Origin of the sequence: Sphingosinicella microcystinivorans, assembly GCF_027941835.1 — a bacterium.
Classification (GTDB): domain Bacteria; phylum Pseudomonadota; class Alphaproteobacteria; order Sphingomonadales; family Sphingomonadaceae; genus Sphingosinicella.
This window is the reverse complement of the sequence record NZ_CP116005.1, coordinates 262,365-281,021: the sequence shown is the minus strand read 5'-3', so window position 1 is coordinate 281,021 and position 18,657 is coordinate 262,365. Positions and strand designations below refer to the sequence as shown.

Genomic DNA, 18,657 nt, shown 5'->3' with positions numbered 1-18,657 from the left:
CTGACGGGATTTTGCGTCTTCACGAAAGCCGACCCTTGTGCTTTCGTCGCAGTCGACCAGACGTGGAGAAGCCGCCATGATCCCGTTCCCACACGATATTTTCACCGAACCCGCCGACGTGGATCCGGATACGCTCGCCAACCTGGGGCCGCTCACGCGGCTGGCCGGGCGCTGGGAAGCCCACAAGGGTGTCGATATCAATCCCAAGGCCGATGCCCCCGAGCGCCGCGTCTTCATCGAGCGGATCGCGTTCGATGCGATCGATCCGCAGACCAACGGGCCACAGCTTTTCTACGGTCTTCGCTACCACATTCACATCACGACCAAAGAGGAGGACATCACCTTCCACGAACAGGTGGGCTATTGGTTGTGGGAACCGGCGACCGGCCTGATTCTGCAGACATTGGCGATCCCGCGCGGGCAGGTGGCGCTCGCGTCGGGCCAGGGCAAGGCCGGGGACGACCGGTTTTCGCTGACCGCCACGCGCGGAGAGACGCAATATGGCATCTGCTCCACCGCCTTCCTCGAGTACGGCTTCCGCACGGACAGCTACCGGATCGATATCGCATTCGATGGCGAGGATGCGTGGAGCTATGAGATCCGCACCATGCTCGCCGTCCATGGTCGTGCCGAGCCGTTCGAGCATCACGACCAGAATACGCTGAAGCGTGTCGGTCCGGCGAAACCCAATCCGCTCATGCAGATCATGGCGCGGCGGGCGAAGAGCACACCGGCAAAGCCTTAGCGCCGGCGGTGCCGGTCGCCGTCAGGCCGATGCCGAAGGAATGCACGCCCGCCCGCCGCGCAAAGACAGTCGCTCACAAAGCGCAAGGGCATCGCCGGTGGCCGCCAGCGACGCAGTGTTGTCGAATATGCACCATGGCGGCTCAATCGCCGAGCTTTCGAGCGCGAGCAGCGCAGCATAATCGTCGAGCTGTTCCGCACCGTAGGGAGACCGGTAAACGACAGGCGATCCGTGCAGGCGCCAGTAGGACAGGCCGCGCCAGCCGCCCGGAACGGCTGCCGCGGGAACCCGTGCGGGATCGGCGGCCACCCGCGCGACTCCGAGACGTGCGAGCAACCGATCGGGCGCCGCTTCGAACCAGCTCGGATGGCGGGGTTCGCAAACGACGCGCGCCGGGGTCGCGGCGGTGAGTTCGAGAAAGAAGTCTTCCGCCACGCCAGCCTGATAGCCGAGACCGGGCGGAAGCTGGACGAGCAGGACCGCGAGCTTCTCGCCAAGTCCGGACGTCTCGTCGAGCAGCCGTGCAATCAGGTCGCTGCAATCGCGGAGCTTGCGCTCATGGGTCATCGTGCGGGGAACCTTGACCGCGAAGCGGAACCCCTGCGGCACGATCGACCCCCAGCGCGACCATGTGGTCGGGCGGTGTGACCGATAGAAGGAGGAATTGACCTCGACGCAGGAGAATCGTCCAGCATAGCGTTCGAGCGCGAAGCCCAGGCGCGGAAACCGGTCCGCATAGTGCGAAGCGATGCTCCACCCCGCCGTTCCGATCCTGAATACCATCTGTCCTCAACGCAGGAACGTCGCGATCGGATGCACGCCCGGCACGGACGCCCTGACCTCTATTGCTCGGCGGAAATCTGTAGCGCCCCCTTGGTATATCGGCGCTGCTGCCCGGTCGCGGGTGTCAAGAACGGCGGACCTCCGGAATGCTTTTCCACCGACCATTCAACATCCGTCACATTGCGAGTCGTTCGCATGGAACATCGCTGGTTGATGCGACTTCTGCATACAGGTCTGAACGAGGGAGGTCCACCATGCCGAAGGCAAAGTACACCGACGCGATCGCGCTGCTGAAGGCGGATCATCGCAAGGTCGAGGGCCTGTTCGAACAGTTCGGGAAGGCAAGGGCCGATGATCGAAAGCAGGCGCTTGCGCACGAGATCTGCAACGAACTCAAGATCCACACGATGATCGAGGAAGAAATCTTCTATCCGGCCTTCCGGGGGAAGATCGAGGGTGACATGCTCGACGAGGCCTATGTCGAGCATGACGGCGCCAAGGTGCTGATCAACGACATCGAAAGCTCGAGCCCGCGCGCCGATTTCTATGACGCCAAGGTCACGGTGCTGTCGGAAGAGATCAAGCATCACGTTCATGAGGAGGAAATGCCTTCGGAGGGCATGTTCGCGCAGTGCCGACGGGCCGATGTCGACCTTGTCGCGCTGAGAGACCGGATGCTGGCCCGCAAGGAGGAGTTGCTGAGCAAGGCGGAGAACGGCGGGCTGCCGCTCGCGAAGCCGAGCGCGCTCAATCTCGTGCCGGCCTGACGTGGACAACGCGGAAGAGGCGGAGGTCATCGTCATCGGTGCAGGCCCGGCCGGCCTTACCGCCGCCCTCTATCTCGCCCGCTATCGCCGCGATGTTCTCGTCCTTCACGATGGCAAGAGCCGGGCGCTGAGGATTCCGAAGACCCACAACGCGCCCGGCTTTCCCGAGGGCATCGAAGGTCCCGAACTGATCGCGCGGATGACCCGGCACGCTGCGGCGTTCGGTGCCCGGATCGAGCAAGCCGAGGTCAACGGGATTGAACGGACCGCAGACGCGTTTCGCCTGACCCTGGCTGACGGCAAGAGCCCGGACAGCCGCGCGGTGATCCTCGCCAGCGGCATCTTTCTCAATCAGGTCGATCTTCCGCATGAAATTCACGAGCAGGCGATCGGCGCCGGCGTGCTGCGCTACTGCCCGGTCTGCGACGGCTACGAGCACAGCGGCGCCCGCATCGGCGTGATCGGCTGCGACAGCGATGGCGCCGCCGAGGCGCTGTTCCTCAGGCAATATTCGGACGACATCACGCTGATGCCGCTCAGCCATCCCGAGCTGTCGGCCGAACAGGCCCGCGAGATGGCCGAAGCCGGCATCCGTGTGGAGACCGGTGCGCTCGACGCACTGGAACCGCGCGACGACCGCATGGACGTGCGCCTCGAAGGCCGGGACGCATTGCTGTCGTACGACGTCGTCTATCCCGCGCTCGGGTGTCGGCCGCGCGCCGAGCTTGCCGCGCAGCTCGGGATCGGGCTGGAGGATGAAGGCTGCGTCCCCGCAAGCGCGGTGAAGGACAGCGGCGTGCCGGGCTTCTTCGCGGCCGGCGACGTTGTGGAAGGCCTCGACCAGATCAGCGTCGCGATGGGGCACGGCGCGCTCGCGGCGACCAGGGCGCACAACTGGCTGCGCGATCAGGATCATCATTCGTTCCAGGCAACGGACTGACTGCAAACCTCAGCCTGAAGCAAAACGAGGAGAGGGTGTCATGGCCAGCAAGGGAAAGAAGCCCGGAGAGTCCGCGAAGACGGCGCCGAAGGCGCCCGGCGCGAAGATCGAGACCAGCTATGCCGAACGGCAAGGCGCGGGCGGCGAGACGCATCAGGTGGCGGGGGGCGAGGTCGCCGCGCTGACCACCGCGCAGGGCGCGCCGGTCGCCGACGACCAGAACACGCTGCGTTACGGCGCGCGCGGTCCCGCGCTCCTGGAGGACTTCCATTTCCGGGAGAAAATCTTCCACTTCGACCACGAGCGCATCCCGGAACGGGTCGTGCACGCGCGCGGCTACGGCGCGCACGGCTATTTCGAACTGACGAAATCACTCTCGAAGGTCACGCGCGCCGACATCTTCCAGCGCGTCGGCGAACGCACGCCTGCCTTCGTGCGCTTCTCCACGGTCGCGGGCAGCAAGGGCTCGTTCGACCTCGCCCGCGACGTGCGCGGCTTCGCCGTCAAGCTCTATACGAAGGAAGGCAACTGGGACATCGTCGGCAACAACATCCCGGTGTTCTTCATCCAGGACGCGATCAAGTTCCCCGATCTCGTCCATTCGGTGAAGCCCGCGCCCGACCGCGCCTTCCCGCAGGCGCAATCGGCGCACGACAATTTCTGGGACTTCATCTCGCTGACGCCCGAAAGCTTCCACATGATCATGTGGACGATGTCGGATCGCGCGATCCCGCGCTCCTTCCGTTTCATGGAGGGCTTCGGCGTCCACACGTTCCGCTTTCTCGACGCGAAGGACCGCTCGACCTTCGTCAAGTTCCACTGGAAGCCGAAGCTCGGCCTGCAATCGGTCGCTTGGAACGAGGCGGTCAAGATCAACGGCGCCGACCCCGACTTCCACCGCCGCGACCTGTGGGATGCGATCGGCAGCGGTGATTTCCCGGAATGGGAGCTGGGCGTCCAGATCTTCGACGAGGACTTCGCGGAGAGCTTCGCCTTCGACGTGCTCGATCCCACCAAGTTCATCCCCGAGGATGAGGTGCCGGTGCAGGTGGTGGGCCGCCTCGTGCTCGACAGGGCGGTGGACAATTTCTTCGCCGAGACCGAGCAGGTCGCCTTCTGCACGCAGAACGTCCCGCCGGGTATCGACTTTTCGAACGACCCGCTGCTTCAGGGCCGCAACTTCTCCTATCTCGATACGCAGCTGAAGCGGCTCGGCAGTCCCAACTTCACGCATATCCCGATCAACGCGCCCAAGTGCCCGATGGCGCATTTCCAGCAGGACGGGCACATGGCGATGCGCAACCCGCAAGGCCGCGCCAACTACGAGCCCAACAGCTGGGGCGCGGAGGGTGGGCCGCGCGAGGACCCGGCGCGCGGTTTCCGCAGCTTCGCCGCCGAGGAGACGGGTCCGAAGACACGGCTCCGGCCCGAAAGCTTCGCCGACCACTATAGCCAGGCGCGGCAGTTCTACATTAGCCAGACGCCGATCGAGCAGAAGCATCTGGTCGACGCGCTGGTGTTCGAGCTGAGCAAGTGCGAGCGCCCCGACATCCGGTCGCGCGTCGTCTCGCACCTGCGCCATATCGACGGGAGCCTGGCGGCGACGGTGGCGGATGGGCTCGGCCTGCCGCTTCCCGAGCCGGCGAAGGCCGCGCGGCCCACGATCACCGACTTGCCGCCTTCAGACGCGCTCAGCATCGTCAGGAACGGACCCGGGAGCTTTGCGGGCCGCAAGCTCGGCATCCTCGTCACCGACGGCGCGGACGCGGCGCTGTTCACCGCGCTGGTCGCGGCGGTGAAGAAGGAAAAGGCCGTCCATGAGGTGGTCGCGCCGAAGATCGGTGGCGTCACGCTGTCAGACGGCACGAAGGTCGCCGCGCAGCAGAAGATCGACGGCGGTCCGTCCGTGCTGTTCGATGCCGTGGCGGTGATCGCCTCGAAGGACGGCGCGACGCTGCTCGCCGGCGATGCGGCGGCGAAGGACTTCGCGACCGATGCCTTCGCCCACTGCAAGTTCATCGGCTATTCGAGCGAGGCGATGGCGCTGTTCGAGAAGGCGGGACTGGCCGATGATCTCGACGAAGGCTGCATCGAGCTCACCGGCGCGCGTGACGCAGGCGCCTTCCTGAAGGCCTGCGGCGCGCTGCGCCTGTGGGAACGGGAAGCGAGGGTCGATCTCGATGCCGCGGCCTGAGCATGGAGATGTATGATATTGCCCATGCGTTGCCGCGACGGGGACGGACGGAGCGCTTGTGGAACTGACCGAAGCACGGGATCTGCGCGGCGGACGGTCCTGCTGGAAGCCTGAGGACAAGCCTTCGCTCGCAAGCGAACCTCCGCCGAAGGCGCGCGTCGATGTCGCGATTGTCGGGGCGGGCATCATGGGCGCCATGCTTGCCGAGCGGCTCTCCACGGGCGGACGTCGGGTGGCGCTGCTCGATCGCCGGCCGCCCGCGCACGGCAGCACGGCCGCCTCGACCGCGCTTGTCATGTGGGGCGCCGACGTCCCGCTCACGCATCTCGCGGAAAGGATCGGCATTGATGAAGCCGCGCGGCGATGGCGGAGGGTTCGCGCTGCCGCCCGCAGCCTTTCGGACCGGATCGACGCTCTTGGCATCGCGTGCGGGCGCATCGACCGCCCCGAACTTTATCTGGCGGGAACCCTGCTCGATGAGCGCGCGCTGGAAGCGGAAGGTGATGCCCGGCGCAAAGCCGGCTTGCCCTCGGCATTTCTTGCAGCCGACGCGGTTGCCGCGCGGTTCGGTATCGCGCCGCGCGCGGCGCTGTTGTCGGCGGGCAGCTACGAGGTCGACCCGGTAAAGCTGACGGAAGGCCTGCTGATACGGGCGCGTCGGCATGGCGCGGCAATCGGCTTTCCCTACGATGTCGTCGCTGTGGAGCAACAAGAGAAAGGTCTTGCCGTTCGCACCGCGGAAGGCACCGTGCTTTTGGCGGATGAGGTCATCCTGGCAACGGGCTATGAGCGGGCGCACTGGTATCTGCCCGCCGCGTTTGCCGTGAGTTCCAGCTATGCCATCGCGACACCGCCCGGCATCGCGCCGCTCTGGCGGGAGAACGCGATGATCTGGGAAGCTTCGAATCCCTACATCTATGCCCGCGCCACGGCTGACGGCCGGATCGTGGCCGGCGGCGAGGACGAAGACTTCGACGATGCCGGACGGCGTGATGCCCTCATCGGCGCCAAGGCGGGTATATTGCAGGCGAAGGTCGCAGCCATCATCGGCACGGACACTATGCCGCCCGACTGCGCATGGGCGGCGGCATTCGGGTCGTCGCCGGACGGCCTGCCCGCAATCGGCCGTGCCGTAAACCACGATCATCTGTGGCTGGCGAGCGGGTTCGGCGGCAACGGCGTCACCTTCGCGGCGCTTGCAATCGAACTGATCGCAGCCGCGCTCGACGGCAAGCCCGACCCTGATGCTTCCTGCTTCGATCCGTACAGATTTGAATAAGGATGGCCGCACCAGTGGAACGACACAAACCTTGGACGCCCGTGTAACTGGCTCCGGGCGATGTCCGCTATTCGGAGTATGGCCTCTCTGCAATTATGACCGGAATGAGGGCGCGAAGCTGCCGCACGTTTGTCAGCCTGAACGAACGGCAAATTCATTCCTTCCCTTGACCATCTGCGTCCGCCTGCGCCTCGTCGGCACGCACCGTATGGATCACCTCGCGCACAGCCCCGATTACGAGATCGGGGCGTTCATCCTGGATGTAGTGACCGGAATCGGGCACCAGCGCGTGCCGCGAACGGGTGGACCAGCTGGCTTCCTCGGCTTGCAGCACTTTCCAGATCGCCTGCATCCTGTCGGCCTCCGCGCGTGTCAGGCCGGTCGCCGCCAGCATCGCCTCGGGATAGGGCCGGGTGGCAGTCAGCACCACCGGCGGGCGGTTGCCCAGCGTGCGCAGCCTGCCGGCCTGAACGTCTGTCCGGGCGAAGGTGGTGACTTCTTTCGCCATCCCGGCAAGGCTCTGCAGCCGATAGGCGGCACCAGCCGCCCTGGTACGATTAGACATGCCCGGAGTGTTCGGTACGCCCGAATCGAGTGAGGCGGCGCGGAGCAGCCCGGTCTATGACGATGCGATCAGCAGATTCATCATCAAATCGACACCGGCAAGCCTTGCAGGCTCGATCTGAATGACTTGGAACGGGCGGGGTCCGGTTTGTCGGGTTTCAGCCGGAGCATCCGATAACCCGACGTTCGCGAAGCAGATTGACCACCCGATAGCTGCCATATGTCCATCTGGCTCCGGCGCCCTCGTCAGGAATCCGCGAGCGCTGTAGCTACCAGTGATCGCGGCGCTTCCTGATCGCGAGGAAAACGTCCGGATCGGTCGCCGGAGCCGGCAGTTCGGGGAGGTTCGCGCGGACTTCGGGGCTGTCAGGCCGCAGGAACAGGTTGATCGCGCGCTCTTCGCCGATCGTGGTGAAATGCGGTGCCGTGCCATCCGATGATTCGAGCGCGGACGCCAATGCGCGCGCGGCCGCGTTGCCCGGCTCGATGGACAGGGTGAAGCCGAGGTTGCGTTTCAGGTAATCGTGTCCCGGATATCCGCGTGCGCATCCATCCGCCGATCTCATCGGCTGAAGACGAAAGGAGAGACCATATGCCCGGCAGCATCACCGACGCGGATCTCGAAGCCATCCTCGCGCTGTGCCCGCGCCTTTACGGCGCCGTGGGCTGGAACGCCGGCAAGGCGCCCGACTGGGACACCTTCCGGGCCTGTTGCCATCCGGATGCGACGCTTGCCGCACTCAGTTCCGGCGCCGCGAGCCCGATTGCGGTGGAGGCATTCGTCGCCGCGATGAACGCGCAGCGCGCCGCCGGCGCGCTCACGGATTTCAGCGAGATCGAGATCGCGCGCCATGTGGAGGCCTTTGGCAATGTCGCGGGCGTGCGCAGCAGCTTCATCGCCGAGATGAACGGCGAAAAGCGCAGGGGCGTCACGTTCGCCCATATCGTTCGCCACGAGGGCCGCTGGGTCATCCTGTCGGCGATCTGGGACAACGAGAGCGACGAAAAGAGCATGCCGGCGAGCCTGGTCTGAACGGGCCGTCGATCAAAAGGGAGCGGAGGGGAAATATGAGGAGCGGAATTGAGGGCACGGGCCGGCTCGTGCTGGTGATGTCGACGGCGCTTTCGGCGCTTGGCGGAGCGGCAACGGCGCAGGAACGCGCAGGCGCAAGCAGCGGCGGCTTCGAGGAAATCATCGTGACGGCGCGCAAGCGCGAGGAGAATCTCCAGCAGGTTCCCGACACGGTCACGGCGTTTTCGGCGAGCGTGATCGAGGAACGGCGGCTCGAACGCATCGCTCAACGCACGCAAGGCGGCGATCAAGGGCTTCGAGTTCGAGCTTGCCGCGCGCCCGGCGAAGGGCGTCGATCTCAATGCCGCGTTCGGCTACATCGACACCGAGATCAAGGATTTCGACGGCGCGACCGATGCCTATGTCGGCCAGCAATTGCCGAACGCGCCGAAATACACGCTGAACCTCGGCGCACAGTACGCGCTGGATCTTTCGGACGGGTTGACCGCGAAGGTGCGGGCGGACTTCAATGCCCAGGGCCGGCAGTCCTTTCAGGATTTCCAGCTCCCGGCGACACCGGACGCGTATCTGTTCCAGAAGGCCTATTCGACCGTCGATGCGCAAATCGGCCTCGAAGGCGAAGGCTGGGCGTTCAGTGTCTTCGGGAAGAACCTGTTCAAGGAGCATTATGCGACCTCGGCCTTCTCACGCTACATCTTCGCGGCCGGGCTGGTGCCGCTCGGCAGCGACGCGATCCAGCCCGATCCGGGCCGCACGTTCGGCGTCGAGGCGCGGGTGAAGTTCTGAAAGGCACGGACATGATCGACAGGCAGACGTTCCACCTCCGCCCCGACGGCGAAAAGGCGTTCGGATACGCGCAGGCGGTACGGTGCGGGAACACGCTCCACATCTCGGGCTCGCTCAGCGTCGACGATGCCTTCCGGCCGGAATTTCCGGGCGACATGGCGGCCCAGATCGGCAGCGCCTATGCCGCGATCAAACGGACGCTCGACGCTTTTGGAGCCACGATGGCGAATGTCTTGAAGGAAAATGTCTACGTGACCGACATGGATGCCTTCATTGCCGCCAACGGCGCGCGCACCGCGCACTATGTGGGGCTCGACCTCCCCGCGACGACCGCCGTCGAGGTGCGCATGCGCTTGCCGGATGCAACGGCTTCGGCCTCACACTCGGTATCGCCGCCGCGCGCGAAGCCGCCGCTATGATCGACGGCACGGCCGAAGACGATCTTGCGCTGCCGATCCTGACGCCAGCGCCTCTTGCCGGTGCGCGCCTGATCCCGTGGGCCATGCGAACGATTGCCGTACCCCTTATGAACAGGCTCCGGTGACGCCCTCCTGAGCGGCCGAAATCAATTCTTCGGTTCTCTGTGGAGTGGCCAGGGGCAAGAGTTCATCGGCCTGCTACGTGATACGGAAGTCGTGCTCCCGCGGGCAGGGCGTCAACGTTGCGGCGTTTGCGGTGGGGGCATGGGGCTGCCGTTGAGAAACCACTGCTGACCATTGAGACGGCGGCGCTGCATCACCTCCTCATGAAGCTCGAACATACCGGGATACGGGTCCCGCTCGACGTAAGGTCGGGCGTTGAAGCGGACATAATCCTCGCGCTCGCCATATTCGGGCCAGGCGGGCGCCTCCCGCGCCGTCGCCCTCGGCGTGCCGGTGGCGGCGAAGCTCGACCAATAGTCGATCATGTCGCGCGCAAGGCGCAAATCTTCGGGGCTGCCCGGTATCGGCCAGGTCTGCGGGAGGGTTCCGGGGTCGCCGGCCAGACCGAAGGAAAAGGGGAGCTCGCTTGCGTGGAACGCGCAAAGGTCGCGTGCCCGCGCGGCCGGATAGCAATGATCGAAAATATACAGATAGGCAGGCTGTCCGGTGGCCGCCATCTGGCGGACGAGCCGTTCGGTCGCCCAGCCGTAAACGATGTCGCGCGTCGATGCGAGTTGGCTCGCGGCCGTATCGGATGCGGGGTAAAGCCGCAGATAGGCCCCTGCGAGATCGCCGTAGCGTACCGAGACAGCCGCTCGATAGGCAGCCGCATCTTCCGGCATCGGCGGCAGCAGTGAACGCTGCGAGCGGATTTCGCCGCTGTTGAAACCGGCCAGAACCGGAACCTTCGCCTGCTCGCCGCGATCGAAGATGTTGACGAGCTGATCGGGCACGATCACGCCATCGACCGTCGGCTGCGATATGAAATGCGCCCGCACGGCGATCGCCGTCAGCGCCCCGGCATCCGCGGCCCGAAGCGCCGCCACGTCTCCCGCCCCCGCAGCGCTTGCGAGCGCTGCGCCCGTCGCCTCGGCGGCCGGAAGGCCGAAGGCGGCTTCACGCAGGTGCGGCACGGCGCGCACATTGGTGCTTTGCAGGATCGCCCGGGCAAACAGTCCGCGCGCGCGGGGGCTGGCAAGCAGGTACGAGACGCTGAGCGCGCCTGCGGACTCGCCCATGACGGTGACGTTGGCGGCATCGCCGCCGAAGGCGTCGATATTGCGCTTCACCCATTCGAGCGCAGCGATCTGGTCGAGAAGGCCGTAGTTCCCCGAAACGCCGTCCTTGGCTTCGGCGCTCAGCCCCGGATGCGCGAGCCAGCCCAGCACGCCGAGCCGGTAGTTTACCGACACGAAGACGATGCCGCGCCTTGCGAATTCACGGCCGTCGTACAGGGGGCTGGCGCTCGTGCCGCGAAGCAGCGCGCCGCCATGAATCCAGACGATTACGGGTGCCCTTTTCGCGTCTTTCGCCGCCCAGACATTGAGCGTCAGGCAATCCTCGCTCATCGGGCGGGAGGGTTCGAAATAGACGCTGCCCGGGGGGTAGGGGGCTGAATGCAACTGGCACCGAATGCGTCCGCGTCGCGTGTGCCGGCCCAGCGCGCGGGCGGTTCCGGCGCGCGCCAGCGCCGCGCGCCGACGGGCGGCAGCGCGTAGGGAATGCCTTTGAAGACGCGAAGCCCGTCGACGACGGTTCCCGCCAGCCGGCCCTGTTCGATCTGCACCTCGGGCCGATCATCCGCCCTGGCGGCTATTGCCGTGCCGAACAGCGACAGCACGATCGCGCAAAGCCGCATCCCGAAACCGATCATGCTGCCTCCCCTTTCGGGCGCTTGCCATCGCCGCACGGCAAACCTACGCTCACACGCGAGTTAATATCAAGCGTGCTGCGATCGGGAGCGCGACATGGACGGTGCGACGCGGCGGGGCTTTCTGGCGGGAACGGCAGCGTTGCCGCTCACGATGGTGCCGGAACAGGCGAGGGCGGCGCGCGCGGTCGCTGACGATCTCTCCCGCTACATCGGCTTCGGGAGCAAGCAGTCCGGCGGTGCGGGTGACACGGCGGCGGGCCACTGGATGGCGGCCGAACTCGAGGCGGCCGGATTCGCCGTCGAGAAGCATTCGTTTTCCGTGCCCTGTTTCGAACCGGGACGATGCGACATCCTGTGCGGCGATGCCCGCGCTGCGCTGTGGCCGCAGCCGATCGTCTCGCCCACGCCCGGTGCCGGCGTGTCGGGACCGCTCGTGCGGGTCGATGCGGCGGGGCGCGCCGATGCGCCGCTGGCGGGCGCGATCGCGCTTGTCGACCTTCCCTATGGCCGTTGGTCGTCGGTGCTCGCCGGGCCCGTCCGCACGCCGGTCGATACCGCCTTCGCTGCGGGGGCCAAAGCCGCGGTCATCATCACCAACGGGCCGACGGGCAAGATCATCGCCCTCAATGCCGACGGGCGGGCGCCGATGTTCAAAGGACCGGTCGGACTGGTCGCCCCCGCCGATGCCGGCCCGTTCATCGCCGCCGCGATGACGCACACGCCTGCGGTCGTCACCTTGACGGGCAGGGGCGGACGCCGCCCCGGCTTCAACGTCATCGGACGCCGCGATCGCGGCAAAGGTCGTTGGCTCGTCGTTTCCACGCCGCGCTCCGGCTGGTTCGGCTGCGCGGGCGAGCGCGGCGGCGGTATCGCCGCATGGCTCGACCTTGCGCGCTGGGCGCCCGCGGCGCTGCCCGACCACGATCTCGCTTTCCTCTGCAACAGCGGGCACGAATACGAGAACCTCGGGGCGGAGGAAGCGCTGAAGGCGGCGGCGCCGAAACCGCACGAGACGCATTTCTGGCTTCACCTCGGCGCCAATCTCGCGGCCCGCGACTGGCACGAGGGGCTGTTTGGCCTCAAGCCGATCGCAGGCACGGATTCCCAGCGCTACCTCGCCGTCAGCCCCCAGCATCTTTCGCGCGCGCGCCGCCTTTTCGCGGGCCTCGCCGGTCTCGAGAGTCCCTATTCCGCGGCGGAATTCTCGGCCGGCGAACTCGCGACGATCGTCGCTGCGGGCTATGCCTCGGTCGCGGGCGTGTTCGGGCTGCACCGTTTCCATCATGTCGAGGATGACGATGCGCGCTGCATCGACCCGGCGGCCGTCGCGGCGACCGTCGCCGCCTTCCGCCGGCTGCTGACGGAGGCGGCGAAGGCCTGAGACGGATCAGTCGGCCTCGATGTCGCGCTTGTAGGTTTCCGGCAGGAAGAGGATGCCGACAACTGCGGTGATCGCGGCGATCACCACGGCATACCAGAGCCCCTGATAGATGTTGCCTGTCGCCGCGACCATTGCGAAGCCGATCGTGGGCATGAAGCCGCCGATCCAGCCGTTGCCGATATGATAGGGCAGCGAGAGCGAGCTGTAGCGGATGCGCGCCGGAAAGAGCTCGACGAGCAGCGCTGCGAGCGGACCGTACACCATCGTTGCCAGGACGCCGAAGATGCAGAGGATGGCGATCACCTTCACCTTGTCGATCGCGGCGGGATCGGCCGCGGCGGGATACCCGGCGCGGGACAGCGCCGCCTGCACCTCGTCCTGAAACGCCGCGATGGCTTCGGCTCTCGCTTCGCCGGTCAGCGTCCCGGGGTCCGGTGCGGCATGGGCTTCATCGCCGATCCGGATCGTCGCGGTCGTGCCGGAAGGCGCGTCGACGTTGGAGTAGTTGATGCCGCTGCGCGCGAGATAGGCTTTCACGATGTCGCAGCTCGTCGTGTCGAAGCTGTTCCGGCCGATCGGATCGAACTGGAACGAACATTCATCGGCATCGGCGACAACCTGCACCGGTGCGTGCGCGACGGCTGCCGCCATCGCCGGGTTGGCCGCCGTGACCAGCGCCTTGTAGAGCGGAAAATAAACGAAAACGGCGATCACACAGGCGGTCATCATGATCGGCTTGCGTCCGATCCGGTCGCTCAGCCACCCGAAGAAGACGAAGCTGGGGATGATCATCAGGAGCGCGGTGGCGACGAGGAAATTGGCGGTTGCTCCGTCCACTTTCGCGATCTTTTCAAGATAGAAGAGCGGGTAGAGATGGGCGGCGAAGCCGATCACCGCCTGTCCCGCGACCGCGCCGAACAGCGCGACGAGAACGAGCTTCAGGTTCCGCCATTCGCCGAAGGCTTCGCGCAGGGGCGCCTTGGAGGTCGTCCCTGCCTGCTTCATCCGCTTGAAGACAGGGCTTTCTTCGAGTTGCAGCCGTATCCAGAGGGTGATGGCGAGCAGCACGATCGAGAAGATGAAGGGCAACCGCCAGCCCCAGGCATTGAAGGTTTCGGCATCCATGAAACTGCGCAGGCCGACGACGAACGTGGAGGCGAGGATCAGGCCGATCATCGCGGTGGTCTGGATGAAACTCGTGTAGAAGCCGCGCTTTCCCGGCGGCGCGTGCTCGGCGATATAGACGGCGGCACCGCCGTATTCGCCGCCGATCGCGAGGCCCTGAAGCAGACGCAGGATCATCAGGATGATCGGCGCGGCGACGCCGATGCTGTCGTAGCCGGGGAGGAAGCCCACCGCGAAGGTCGACAGGCCCATGATCGCCATGGTGACGAGGAAGGTGTTCTTGCGCCCGACGACGTCGCCCACGCGCCCGAACACCAGCGCGCCGAAGGGACGCACGGCAAAGCCGGCGGCAAACGCCATCAGCGCGAGAATGAAACCGGTGGTTTCGTTGACGCCCGAGAAGAAATGCCGCGAGAGGGCGGTGGCGAGCAGACCGTAGAGATAGAAATCATACCATTCGAACACCGTCCCCAACGACGAGGCGGTGATGACGAGTTTCTCGTTCTGACCCTTCGCCGCAGCGGGTAGGGCCTCGCTTTCGGTTGCCATATCCTCCCTCCCGTCAAACCCGGCGGCGGCGGGCTCTTCACCGGCCCGTCCGCCACCGGAATTATCGGCGCGCGGCCGCCATCACCGGGGCGGTATGGTCGGCGCCGGCCAGTTCGCGTTCTGCCTGCATGAAGCCATAGGCGGGCACGATCCCGATCTCGACTTGTCCCGACAGATTCATGTCCATCTCCACATCCTAAAACGATAACTCACTGGTGAGTTAATAATATAGACCCGGGAGTGCGATGTGTTCCCCTCACGGTGCCTGCGCTTTCGTTCAGCCCTTTCGTGCGACCTTTCTCTGGTCGCAGATTTCGCGGAAACCGGCCGCCATGAAGCGCGCCATGCGCTGCTTGACGGATTCATAGTCGTCCGACAGGCAAAGGCCGTGCGACAGCTTGTCGATGCGCCCCGTGCGCGCGAGCGTGAGCATCAGTGCCCCGGTCACGAAATGATACCCCCAGAATATGTCTTCCTCGGCGGCTTCGGGCAGCGCCTTCTTCAGGATTTCGATCAGCCGCAGCACGACGGGATCGAAATACTTGTCCATGAACTCGGCGCCCTCCGGGCTGTTCGACGCCTGCGCGCCGAATGCGCCGTAGTTCTTCCAGCCTTCGCCTCCCTGTATGTAGAGATCGAGGTCGGTATCGAGAAACGCATGGAGCGCGCCCTCGACCGTCGGCTTTCCGGCGGCGACCCGCTCGTAGTCATCGAGCGCTTGCATACGCTTCTCGATGGTGACGACGGCGCGCCGCGCGAATACGGCATCGAACAGCGTCTTCTTGTCGTCGAAATAATAGTTGAGAAGCGTGTGATGGACGCCGACGCGCTTCGCGACATCCTTCAGCGTCACGCCATAGAACCCGTGCTTGGAAAACAGATGCTCGGCCGTGTCGAGAATTTGTTCCATCGTTTCGGCGCGCTGCTCCGCCTTCGATGGCCGCTTCGTCGGGGTCTTCGCCTTGGACGCCAAAATCACTTCCCTTTCAAAGCCGTCATATCGCGCAGCAGCCGCTTCGGGCCTACACCTGTCCATATTCGGCCCGCAATTGCATTTTATCGATCTTGCCCGTCGGCGCGAGCGGCATCGCCGCGAGGCGGATGACCGCGTCGGGGACCCACCACGACGCGACGCGCCCGGCCAGCGGTGCCAGCAGTTCATCGTCGCTGATCGCGCTGTCGCAGGTCTCGACGAGCAGGATCGGCCGTTCGCCCCATTTCGGATCGGGGCGCCCGATGACGGCGGCGAGCGATACCTGCGGCAGGGCGCCGACCAGCGCCTCGATCTCGGCGGGGTTGATCCATTCGCCGCCCGACTTGATGAGGTCCTTCGCGCGGCCCGTGATGGTGAGATTGCCGCTTCGGTCGATGCGCGCGAGATCGCCGGTGTCGAACCAGCCGTTCGCATCGGTCGCGGGCTCGCTCTGCCCGAAATAGCGTTCGACGACCGTGCCTCCGCGCACGCGCAGATGCCCCTCCACGCAGCGCTGCTCGGGGAGCGGGCGCCCGTCGGCGTCGGTGACGAGCAGATCAATACCGATGGCGGGGCGTCCCGACAGCGACGCCCGGCGATGCGGGTCGCCGGGCAGCGCGGCCGTGCCGAGCGGGGACAATTCGGTCATGCCCCAACTCGTCTGCACCTCCACGCCGAGACGGCGCTCGATGCGCTCCATGAGCGCGGGCGGCATGGGAGATCCGCCCACGAGGATACGCTCGAGCGACGCCACCTCGCCGCCTTCCGCCTCCAGATGCTCGACAAGGCCAAGCCAGACGGTGGGCACCCCCGCCGCGGCGGTCACGCCTTCGGCGCGGATGAGCCGCGCCAGATGCGCGCCGTCGCTGTGGCGGCCCGGCAGCACCAGCTTCGCGCCCACCGCAGGCGCAGCGAAGGGCAGGCCCCAGGCATTGGCGTGAAACATAGGCACGACCGCGAGGATCGCGTCACGCGACGTCGGGCCGAGCACGTCGGCCTGGAGCTGGCGCATCGTGTGCAGATAGCAGCCGCGATGGGTATAGGTGACGCCCTTGGGCGCCCCGGTGCTGCCCGAGGTGAAGCAGAGTCCCGAGGGCGCGGATTCCGCGAAGTCGCCCCAGGGCGTGTCCCGGGGCGCCCCGGCGATGAGGGGGCCTAGCGCGTCGGCCTTCTCGGCCCCCTCATCGGTGTCGAGCAACAGGATGCCCCGCATTGCGGGGAGGTTCAGGCTGGCTTCGCGCGCCAGCGCAAGCAGATCGGGACTTGCCAGCAGCAACGCCGCTTGCGACTGGGCGAGCATCGCGCCGAGCTGCGCGGCCGTGAGGCGCGGGTTGAGCGTATGGCATATCGCGCCCATGCCCATGATGCCGTACCAGGCTTCGAGATGCCCCTGCGTGTTCCACGCGAGCGTCGCAACGCGGTCGCCCGGGCCGATGCCGAGCGCGCGTAGCGCCCCCGATACGCCGCGCGCGCGGTCATACAGCGCGCCATAGGAAATGCGCTGAACGGCTCCATCCGCCGCGCCCGACACCACTTCGGCGTCGGTATGCCATTTCGCGGCGTGGGAGAGGAATTTGTCGAGCGTCAGTCCATAATACTGCATCGCGCCGTCGTTCATTGGCATCCCTTGGCTTTCGGCGGCAAGGGCGGCGCTGCGACGCCGACATTCCAGTTCCAGGCGATGTCGCCCGCCGCGCGGCGGCGGCACACCACGGCCTCGTGCAGCGCCGCGACGCCGGGAAACAGGTTCTTGCCCGCGCGCGGCACATCGGCGAAATGCAGGAAGCTCCGATCTTCGGAATAGGGCCGCCAATCGGGCCAGCCCTTCGCACGCGGCTTGCCGGTCGCGGCGAAGCTTGCCCAGTAATCGCCCATCGCGTCGGTCAGCCTGCGCTCGGCGAGGTTCGACGGGATCTTCGGCCACAGCGGCGGCGTTTTTCCGGCGGTGTCGAAAATATACGGCAGCTCGGCGGCATGGAAGGCATGGAGGTCCCATTCCTGCGTCGCAGGATACCCGTGATCGAAGAGATAGAAATACGCCGGCTGCCCCAACGCCGCCTGGTTGGAGACCAGGCGCTCGGCCGTCCAGCCGTACATGGCGTCGCGTGTCGCGGCGAGCATACTCTCTTCGATGGTCTTCGCCGGATAACGGGCGAGGAACGCGTCGGCGAGGTCGCCGTAGCCCGTGCGGATCGCCGCCTCGTAGGCGGCCTCGCCCGCAGGCGGCTTCGGCAGCAGGAAACGCAGGGAGCGGATCTCGCCGCTGTTGAAACCCGCGAGGATCGGCACCGGCGCCTGTTCGCTGCGATCGAAGGTATCGACCAGTTGGCGCGGCAAGGTCTTGCCGTCAATCGTGATGAAGGGGAAATACCCCGTGCCCGCCGTCTTCTCGACGATGGCCTCCGCGTCCATCGCGCGCAGTGCGGCAAGGTCGGCGGCGCCCAGTTTCGCTGCGAGGTCGCTGCCCTGTTCCTCGGCGGGCACCATGCCGTTCTGCCGTTCGCGCAGGGCAGGGGCGGACACCATATAGGCGCTCTGTGCAATAGCCTTCTGGAACAGTCCGCGCGCAGGGGGAGCGGCCATCAGCGCCATGACGCTGAGCGCGCCCGCGGACTCTCCCGCGATCGTGACATTGGCGGGATCGCCTCCGAAGACCGAAATGTTGCGCCTGACCCATGCGAGCGCCGCCACCTGGTCGAGCAGCCCGTAGTTGCCCGACACGCCGTCTGGTGCTTCAGCGCTGAGCGCGGGGTGGGTGAGATAGCCGAGCACGCCGAGCCGGTAGTTGATCGACACCACGACGAGCCCGCGCTTCGCGAGCGCCGTCCCGTCGTAGATCGGCTCGCTTGCCGATCCCGTCGTCAGCGCGCCCCCGTGGATCCATACGAACACCGGGGCCCTGTCCGCCGCCTGCGGCGCCCATATGTTGAGCGACAGGCAATCCTCGCTCATCGCGGGCAATTTCCACGCATAGATGCTGGCGGCGCGAGGTTTCGGCTGGACGCAGGCGGGCCCCGACCTCGTCGCCTCGCGCACACCTTCCCAGCGCGGCAGCTCCGCCGGTGGCCGCCACCGGCGTTCGCCCACGGGCGGCTGCGCAAAGGGAATGCCGCGGAACACGCGCACGCTGCGATCCTCGGTCCCGCGCACCGTACCGCCGGGGGCGTCGATCACGGAACCGGCAGCGGCCGGACCGGCCACGAGGGCCGCCAGCATGAGCGCGAATTGCAGGCGGATCATCGA

The 18,657-nt window shown here is 66.2% G+C and carries 20 protein-coding genes; 10 read left to right on the top strand and 10 right to left on the bottom strand.

Features of this window, described 5'->3' with window-relative positions:
- Positions 1 to 76 precede the first annotated feature (76 nt).
- Positions 77 to 745: an FABP family protein gene (locus tag PE061_RS01175; protein WP_271257416.1), complete on the top strand. Its 669-nt coding sequence runs from the start codon at positions 77 to 79 to the stop codon at positions 743 to 745.
- Between the two features lie 21 nt (positions 746 to 766).
- Here the strand turns inward: PE061_RS01175 and PE061_RS01170 are convergent, their stop codons facing one another.
- On the bottom strand, positions 767 to 1,528 hold the full coding sequence (locus PE061_RS01170) for a DUF72 domain-containing protein (RefSeq protein ID WP_271257415.1): 762 nt from the start codon (positions 1,526 to 1,528) through the stop codon (positions 767 to 769).
- Between the two features lie 254 nt (positions 1,529 to 1,782).
- On the opposite strand from PE061_RS01170, the gene PE061_RS01165 reads away from it, so the two are divergent.
- From PE061_RS01165 to PE061_RS01150, 4 genes are read left to right on the top strand one after another with little or no spacing between them, the layout of a single operon-like run.
- Positions 1,783 to 2,295, top strand: coding sequence for a hemerythrin domain-containing protein (locus tag PE061_RS01165; RefSeq protein ID WP_271257414.1), 513 nt, complete (start codon positions 1,783 to 1,785; stop codon positions 2,293 to 2,295).
- Position 2,296: 1 nt separating this feature from the next.
- Positions 2,297 to 3,235: an NAD(P)/FAD-dependent oxidoreductase gene (locus PE061_RS01160; RefSeq protein WP_271257413.1), complete on the top strand. Its 939-nt coding sequence runs from the start codon at positions 2,297 to 2,299 to the stop codon at positions 3,233 to 3,235.
- A 40-nt stretch (positions 3,236 to 3,275) separates the two neighbouring features.
- Positions 3,276 to 5,429, top strand: coding sequence for a catalase (locus tag PE061_RS01155; RefSeq protein WP_271257412.1), 2,154 nt, complete (start codon positions 3,276 to 3,278; stop codon positions 5,427 to 5,429).
- A gap of 58 nt (positions 5,430 to 5,487) precedes the next feature.
- Positions 5,488 to 6,708 carry an NAD(P)/FAD-dependent oxidoreductase gene (locus tag PE061_RS01150; RefSeq protein WP_271257411.1) on the top strand — a complete coding sequence of 407 codons (1,221 nt, stop codon included), beginning with the start codon at positions 5,488 to 5,490 and terminating at the stop codon, positions 6,706 to 6,708.
- Between the two features lie 154 nt (positions 6,709 to 6,862).
- Here the strand turns inward: PE061_RS01150 and PE061_RS01145 are convergent, their stop codons facing one another.
- Together PE061_RS01145 and PE061_RS01140 are read right to left on the bottom strand one after the other, a co-directional pair.
- Entirely contained in the window at positions 6,863 to 7,216 is a 354-nt protein-coding gene (locus tag PE061_RS01145; RefSeq protein ID WP_271257410.1) for a hypothetical protein, read from the bottom strand.
- Positions 7,217 to 7,541: 325 nt separating this feature from the next.
- Positions 7,542 to 7,838 carry a hydroxyacylglutathione hydrolase C-terminal domain-containing protein gene (locus PE061_RS01140; protein ID WP_271257409.1) on the bottom strand — a complete coding sequence of 99 codons (297 nt, stop codon included), beginning with the start codon at positions 7,836 to 7,838 and terminating at the stop codon, positions 7,542 to 7,544.
- Positions 7,839 to 7,864: 26 nt separating this feature from the next.
- Between PE061_RS01140 and PE061_RS01135 the strand changes: the two genes are divergently transcribed.
- The 4 genes from PE061_RS01135 (at position 7,865) to PE061_RS01120 (ending at position 9,635) form a co-directional block, all read left to right on the top strand.
- Positions 7,865 to 8,305 (top strand): nuclear transport factor 2 family protein, encoded by a 441-nt coding sequence (locus tag PE061_RS01135; RefSeq protein WP_271257408.1) that lies wholly within the window; start codon positions 7,865 to 7,867, stop codon positions 8,303 to 8,305.
- 285 nt (positions 8,306 to 8,590) lie between these two features.
- Positions 8,591 to 9,091, top strand: coding sequence for a TonB-dependent receptor domain-containing protein (locus PE061_RS01130; protein WP_271259101.1), 501 nt, complete (start codon positions 8,591 to 8,593; stop codon positions 9,089 to 9,091).
- An 11-nt stretch (positions 9,092 to 9,102) separates the two neighbouring features.
- On the top strand, positions 9,103 to 9,510 hold the full coding sequence (locus PE061_RS01125; protein WP_271257407.1) for a RidA family protein: 408 nt from the start codon (positions 9,103 to 9,105) through the stop codon (positions 9,508 to 9,510).
- Positions 9,507 to 9,635, top strand: a complete 129-nt coding sequence (locus tag PE061_RS01120) for a hypothetical protein (RefSeq protein ID WP_271257406.1) — start codon at positions 9,507 to 9,509, stop codon at positions 9,633 to 9,635. Before PE061_RS01125 ends, PE061_RS01120 begins: the two co-directional genes overlap by 4 nt.
- Before the next feature lie 111 nt (positions 9,636 to 9,746).
- On the opposite strand, the gene PE061_RS01115 is transcribed toward PE061_RS01120, so the two are convergent.
- Positions 9,747 to 11,081, bottom strand: a complete 1,335-nt coding sequence (locus PE061_RS01115; RefSeq protein ID WP_271257405.1) for a carboxylesterase/lipase family protein — start codon at positions 11,079 to 11,081, stop codon at positions 9,747 to 9,749.
- The gene (locus PE061_RS01110; protein ID WP_271257404.1) at positions 11,078 to 11,386 is read right to left on the bottom strand and encodes a carboxylesterase family protein; all 309 of its coding nucleotides are present in this window, start codon (positions 11,384 to 11,386) and stop codon (positions 11,078 to 11,080) included. Before PE061_RS01110 ends, PE061_RS01115 begins: the two co-directional genes overlap by 4 nt.
- 94 nt (positions 11,387 to 11,480) lie before the next feature.
- On the opposite strand from PE061_RS01110, the gene PE061_RS01105 reads away from it, so the two are divergent.
- Positions 11,481 to 12,767 (top strand): PA domain-containing protein, encoded by a 1,287-nt coding sequence (locus PE061_RS01105; protein ID WP_271257403.1) that lies wholly within the window; start codon positions 11,481 to 11,483, stop codon positions 12,765 to 12,767.
- Between the two features lie 6 nt (positions 12,768 to 12,773).
- Here the strand turns inward: PE061_RS01105 and PE061_RS01100 are convergent, their stop codons facing one another.
- From PE061_RS01100 to PE061_RS01080, 5 genes are all read right to left on the bottom strand, one after another.
- Positions 12,774 to 14,441, bottom strand: a complete 1,668-nt coding sequence (locus tag PE061_RS01100; protein ID WP_271257402.1) for an MFS transporter — start codon at positions 14,439 to 14,441, stop codon at positions 12,774 to 12,776.
- Positions 14,442 to 14,502: 61 nt separating this feature from the next.
- Positions 14,503 to 14,628, bottom strand: coding sequence for a hypothetical protein (locus tag PE061_RS01095; protein ID WP_271257401.1), 126 nt, complete (start codon positions 14,626 to 14,628; stop codon positions 14,503 to 14,505).
- 90 nt (positions 14,629 to 14,718) lie between these two features.
- On the bottom strand, positions 14,719 to 15,414 hold the full coding sequence (locus PE061_RS01090; protein ID WP_271257400.1) for a TetR/AcrR family transcriptional regulator: 696 nt from the start codon (positions 15,412 to 15,414) through the stop codon (positions 14,719 to 14,721).
- A gap of 49 nt (positions 15,415 to 15,463) precedes the next feature.
- Positions 15,464 to 17,032 (bottom strand): AMP-binding protein, encoded by a 1,569-nt coding sequence (locus PE061_RS01085; RefSeq protein WP_271257399.1) that lies wholly within the window; start codon positions 17,030 to 17,032, stop codon positions 15,464 to 15,466.
- Positions 17,029 to 18,654, bottom strand: coding sequence for a carboxylesterase/lipase family protein (locus PE061_RS01080; RefSeq protein ID WP_271257398.1), 1,626 nt, complete (start codon positions 18,652 to 18,654; stop codon positions 17,029 to 17,031). Before PE061_RS01080 ends, PE061_RS01085 begins: the two co-directional genes overlap by 4 nt.
- Positions 18,655 to 18,657: the final 3 nt, after the last annotated feature.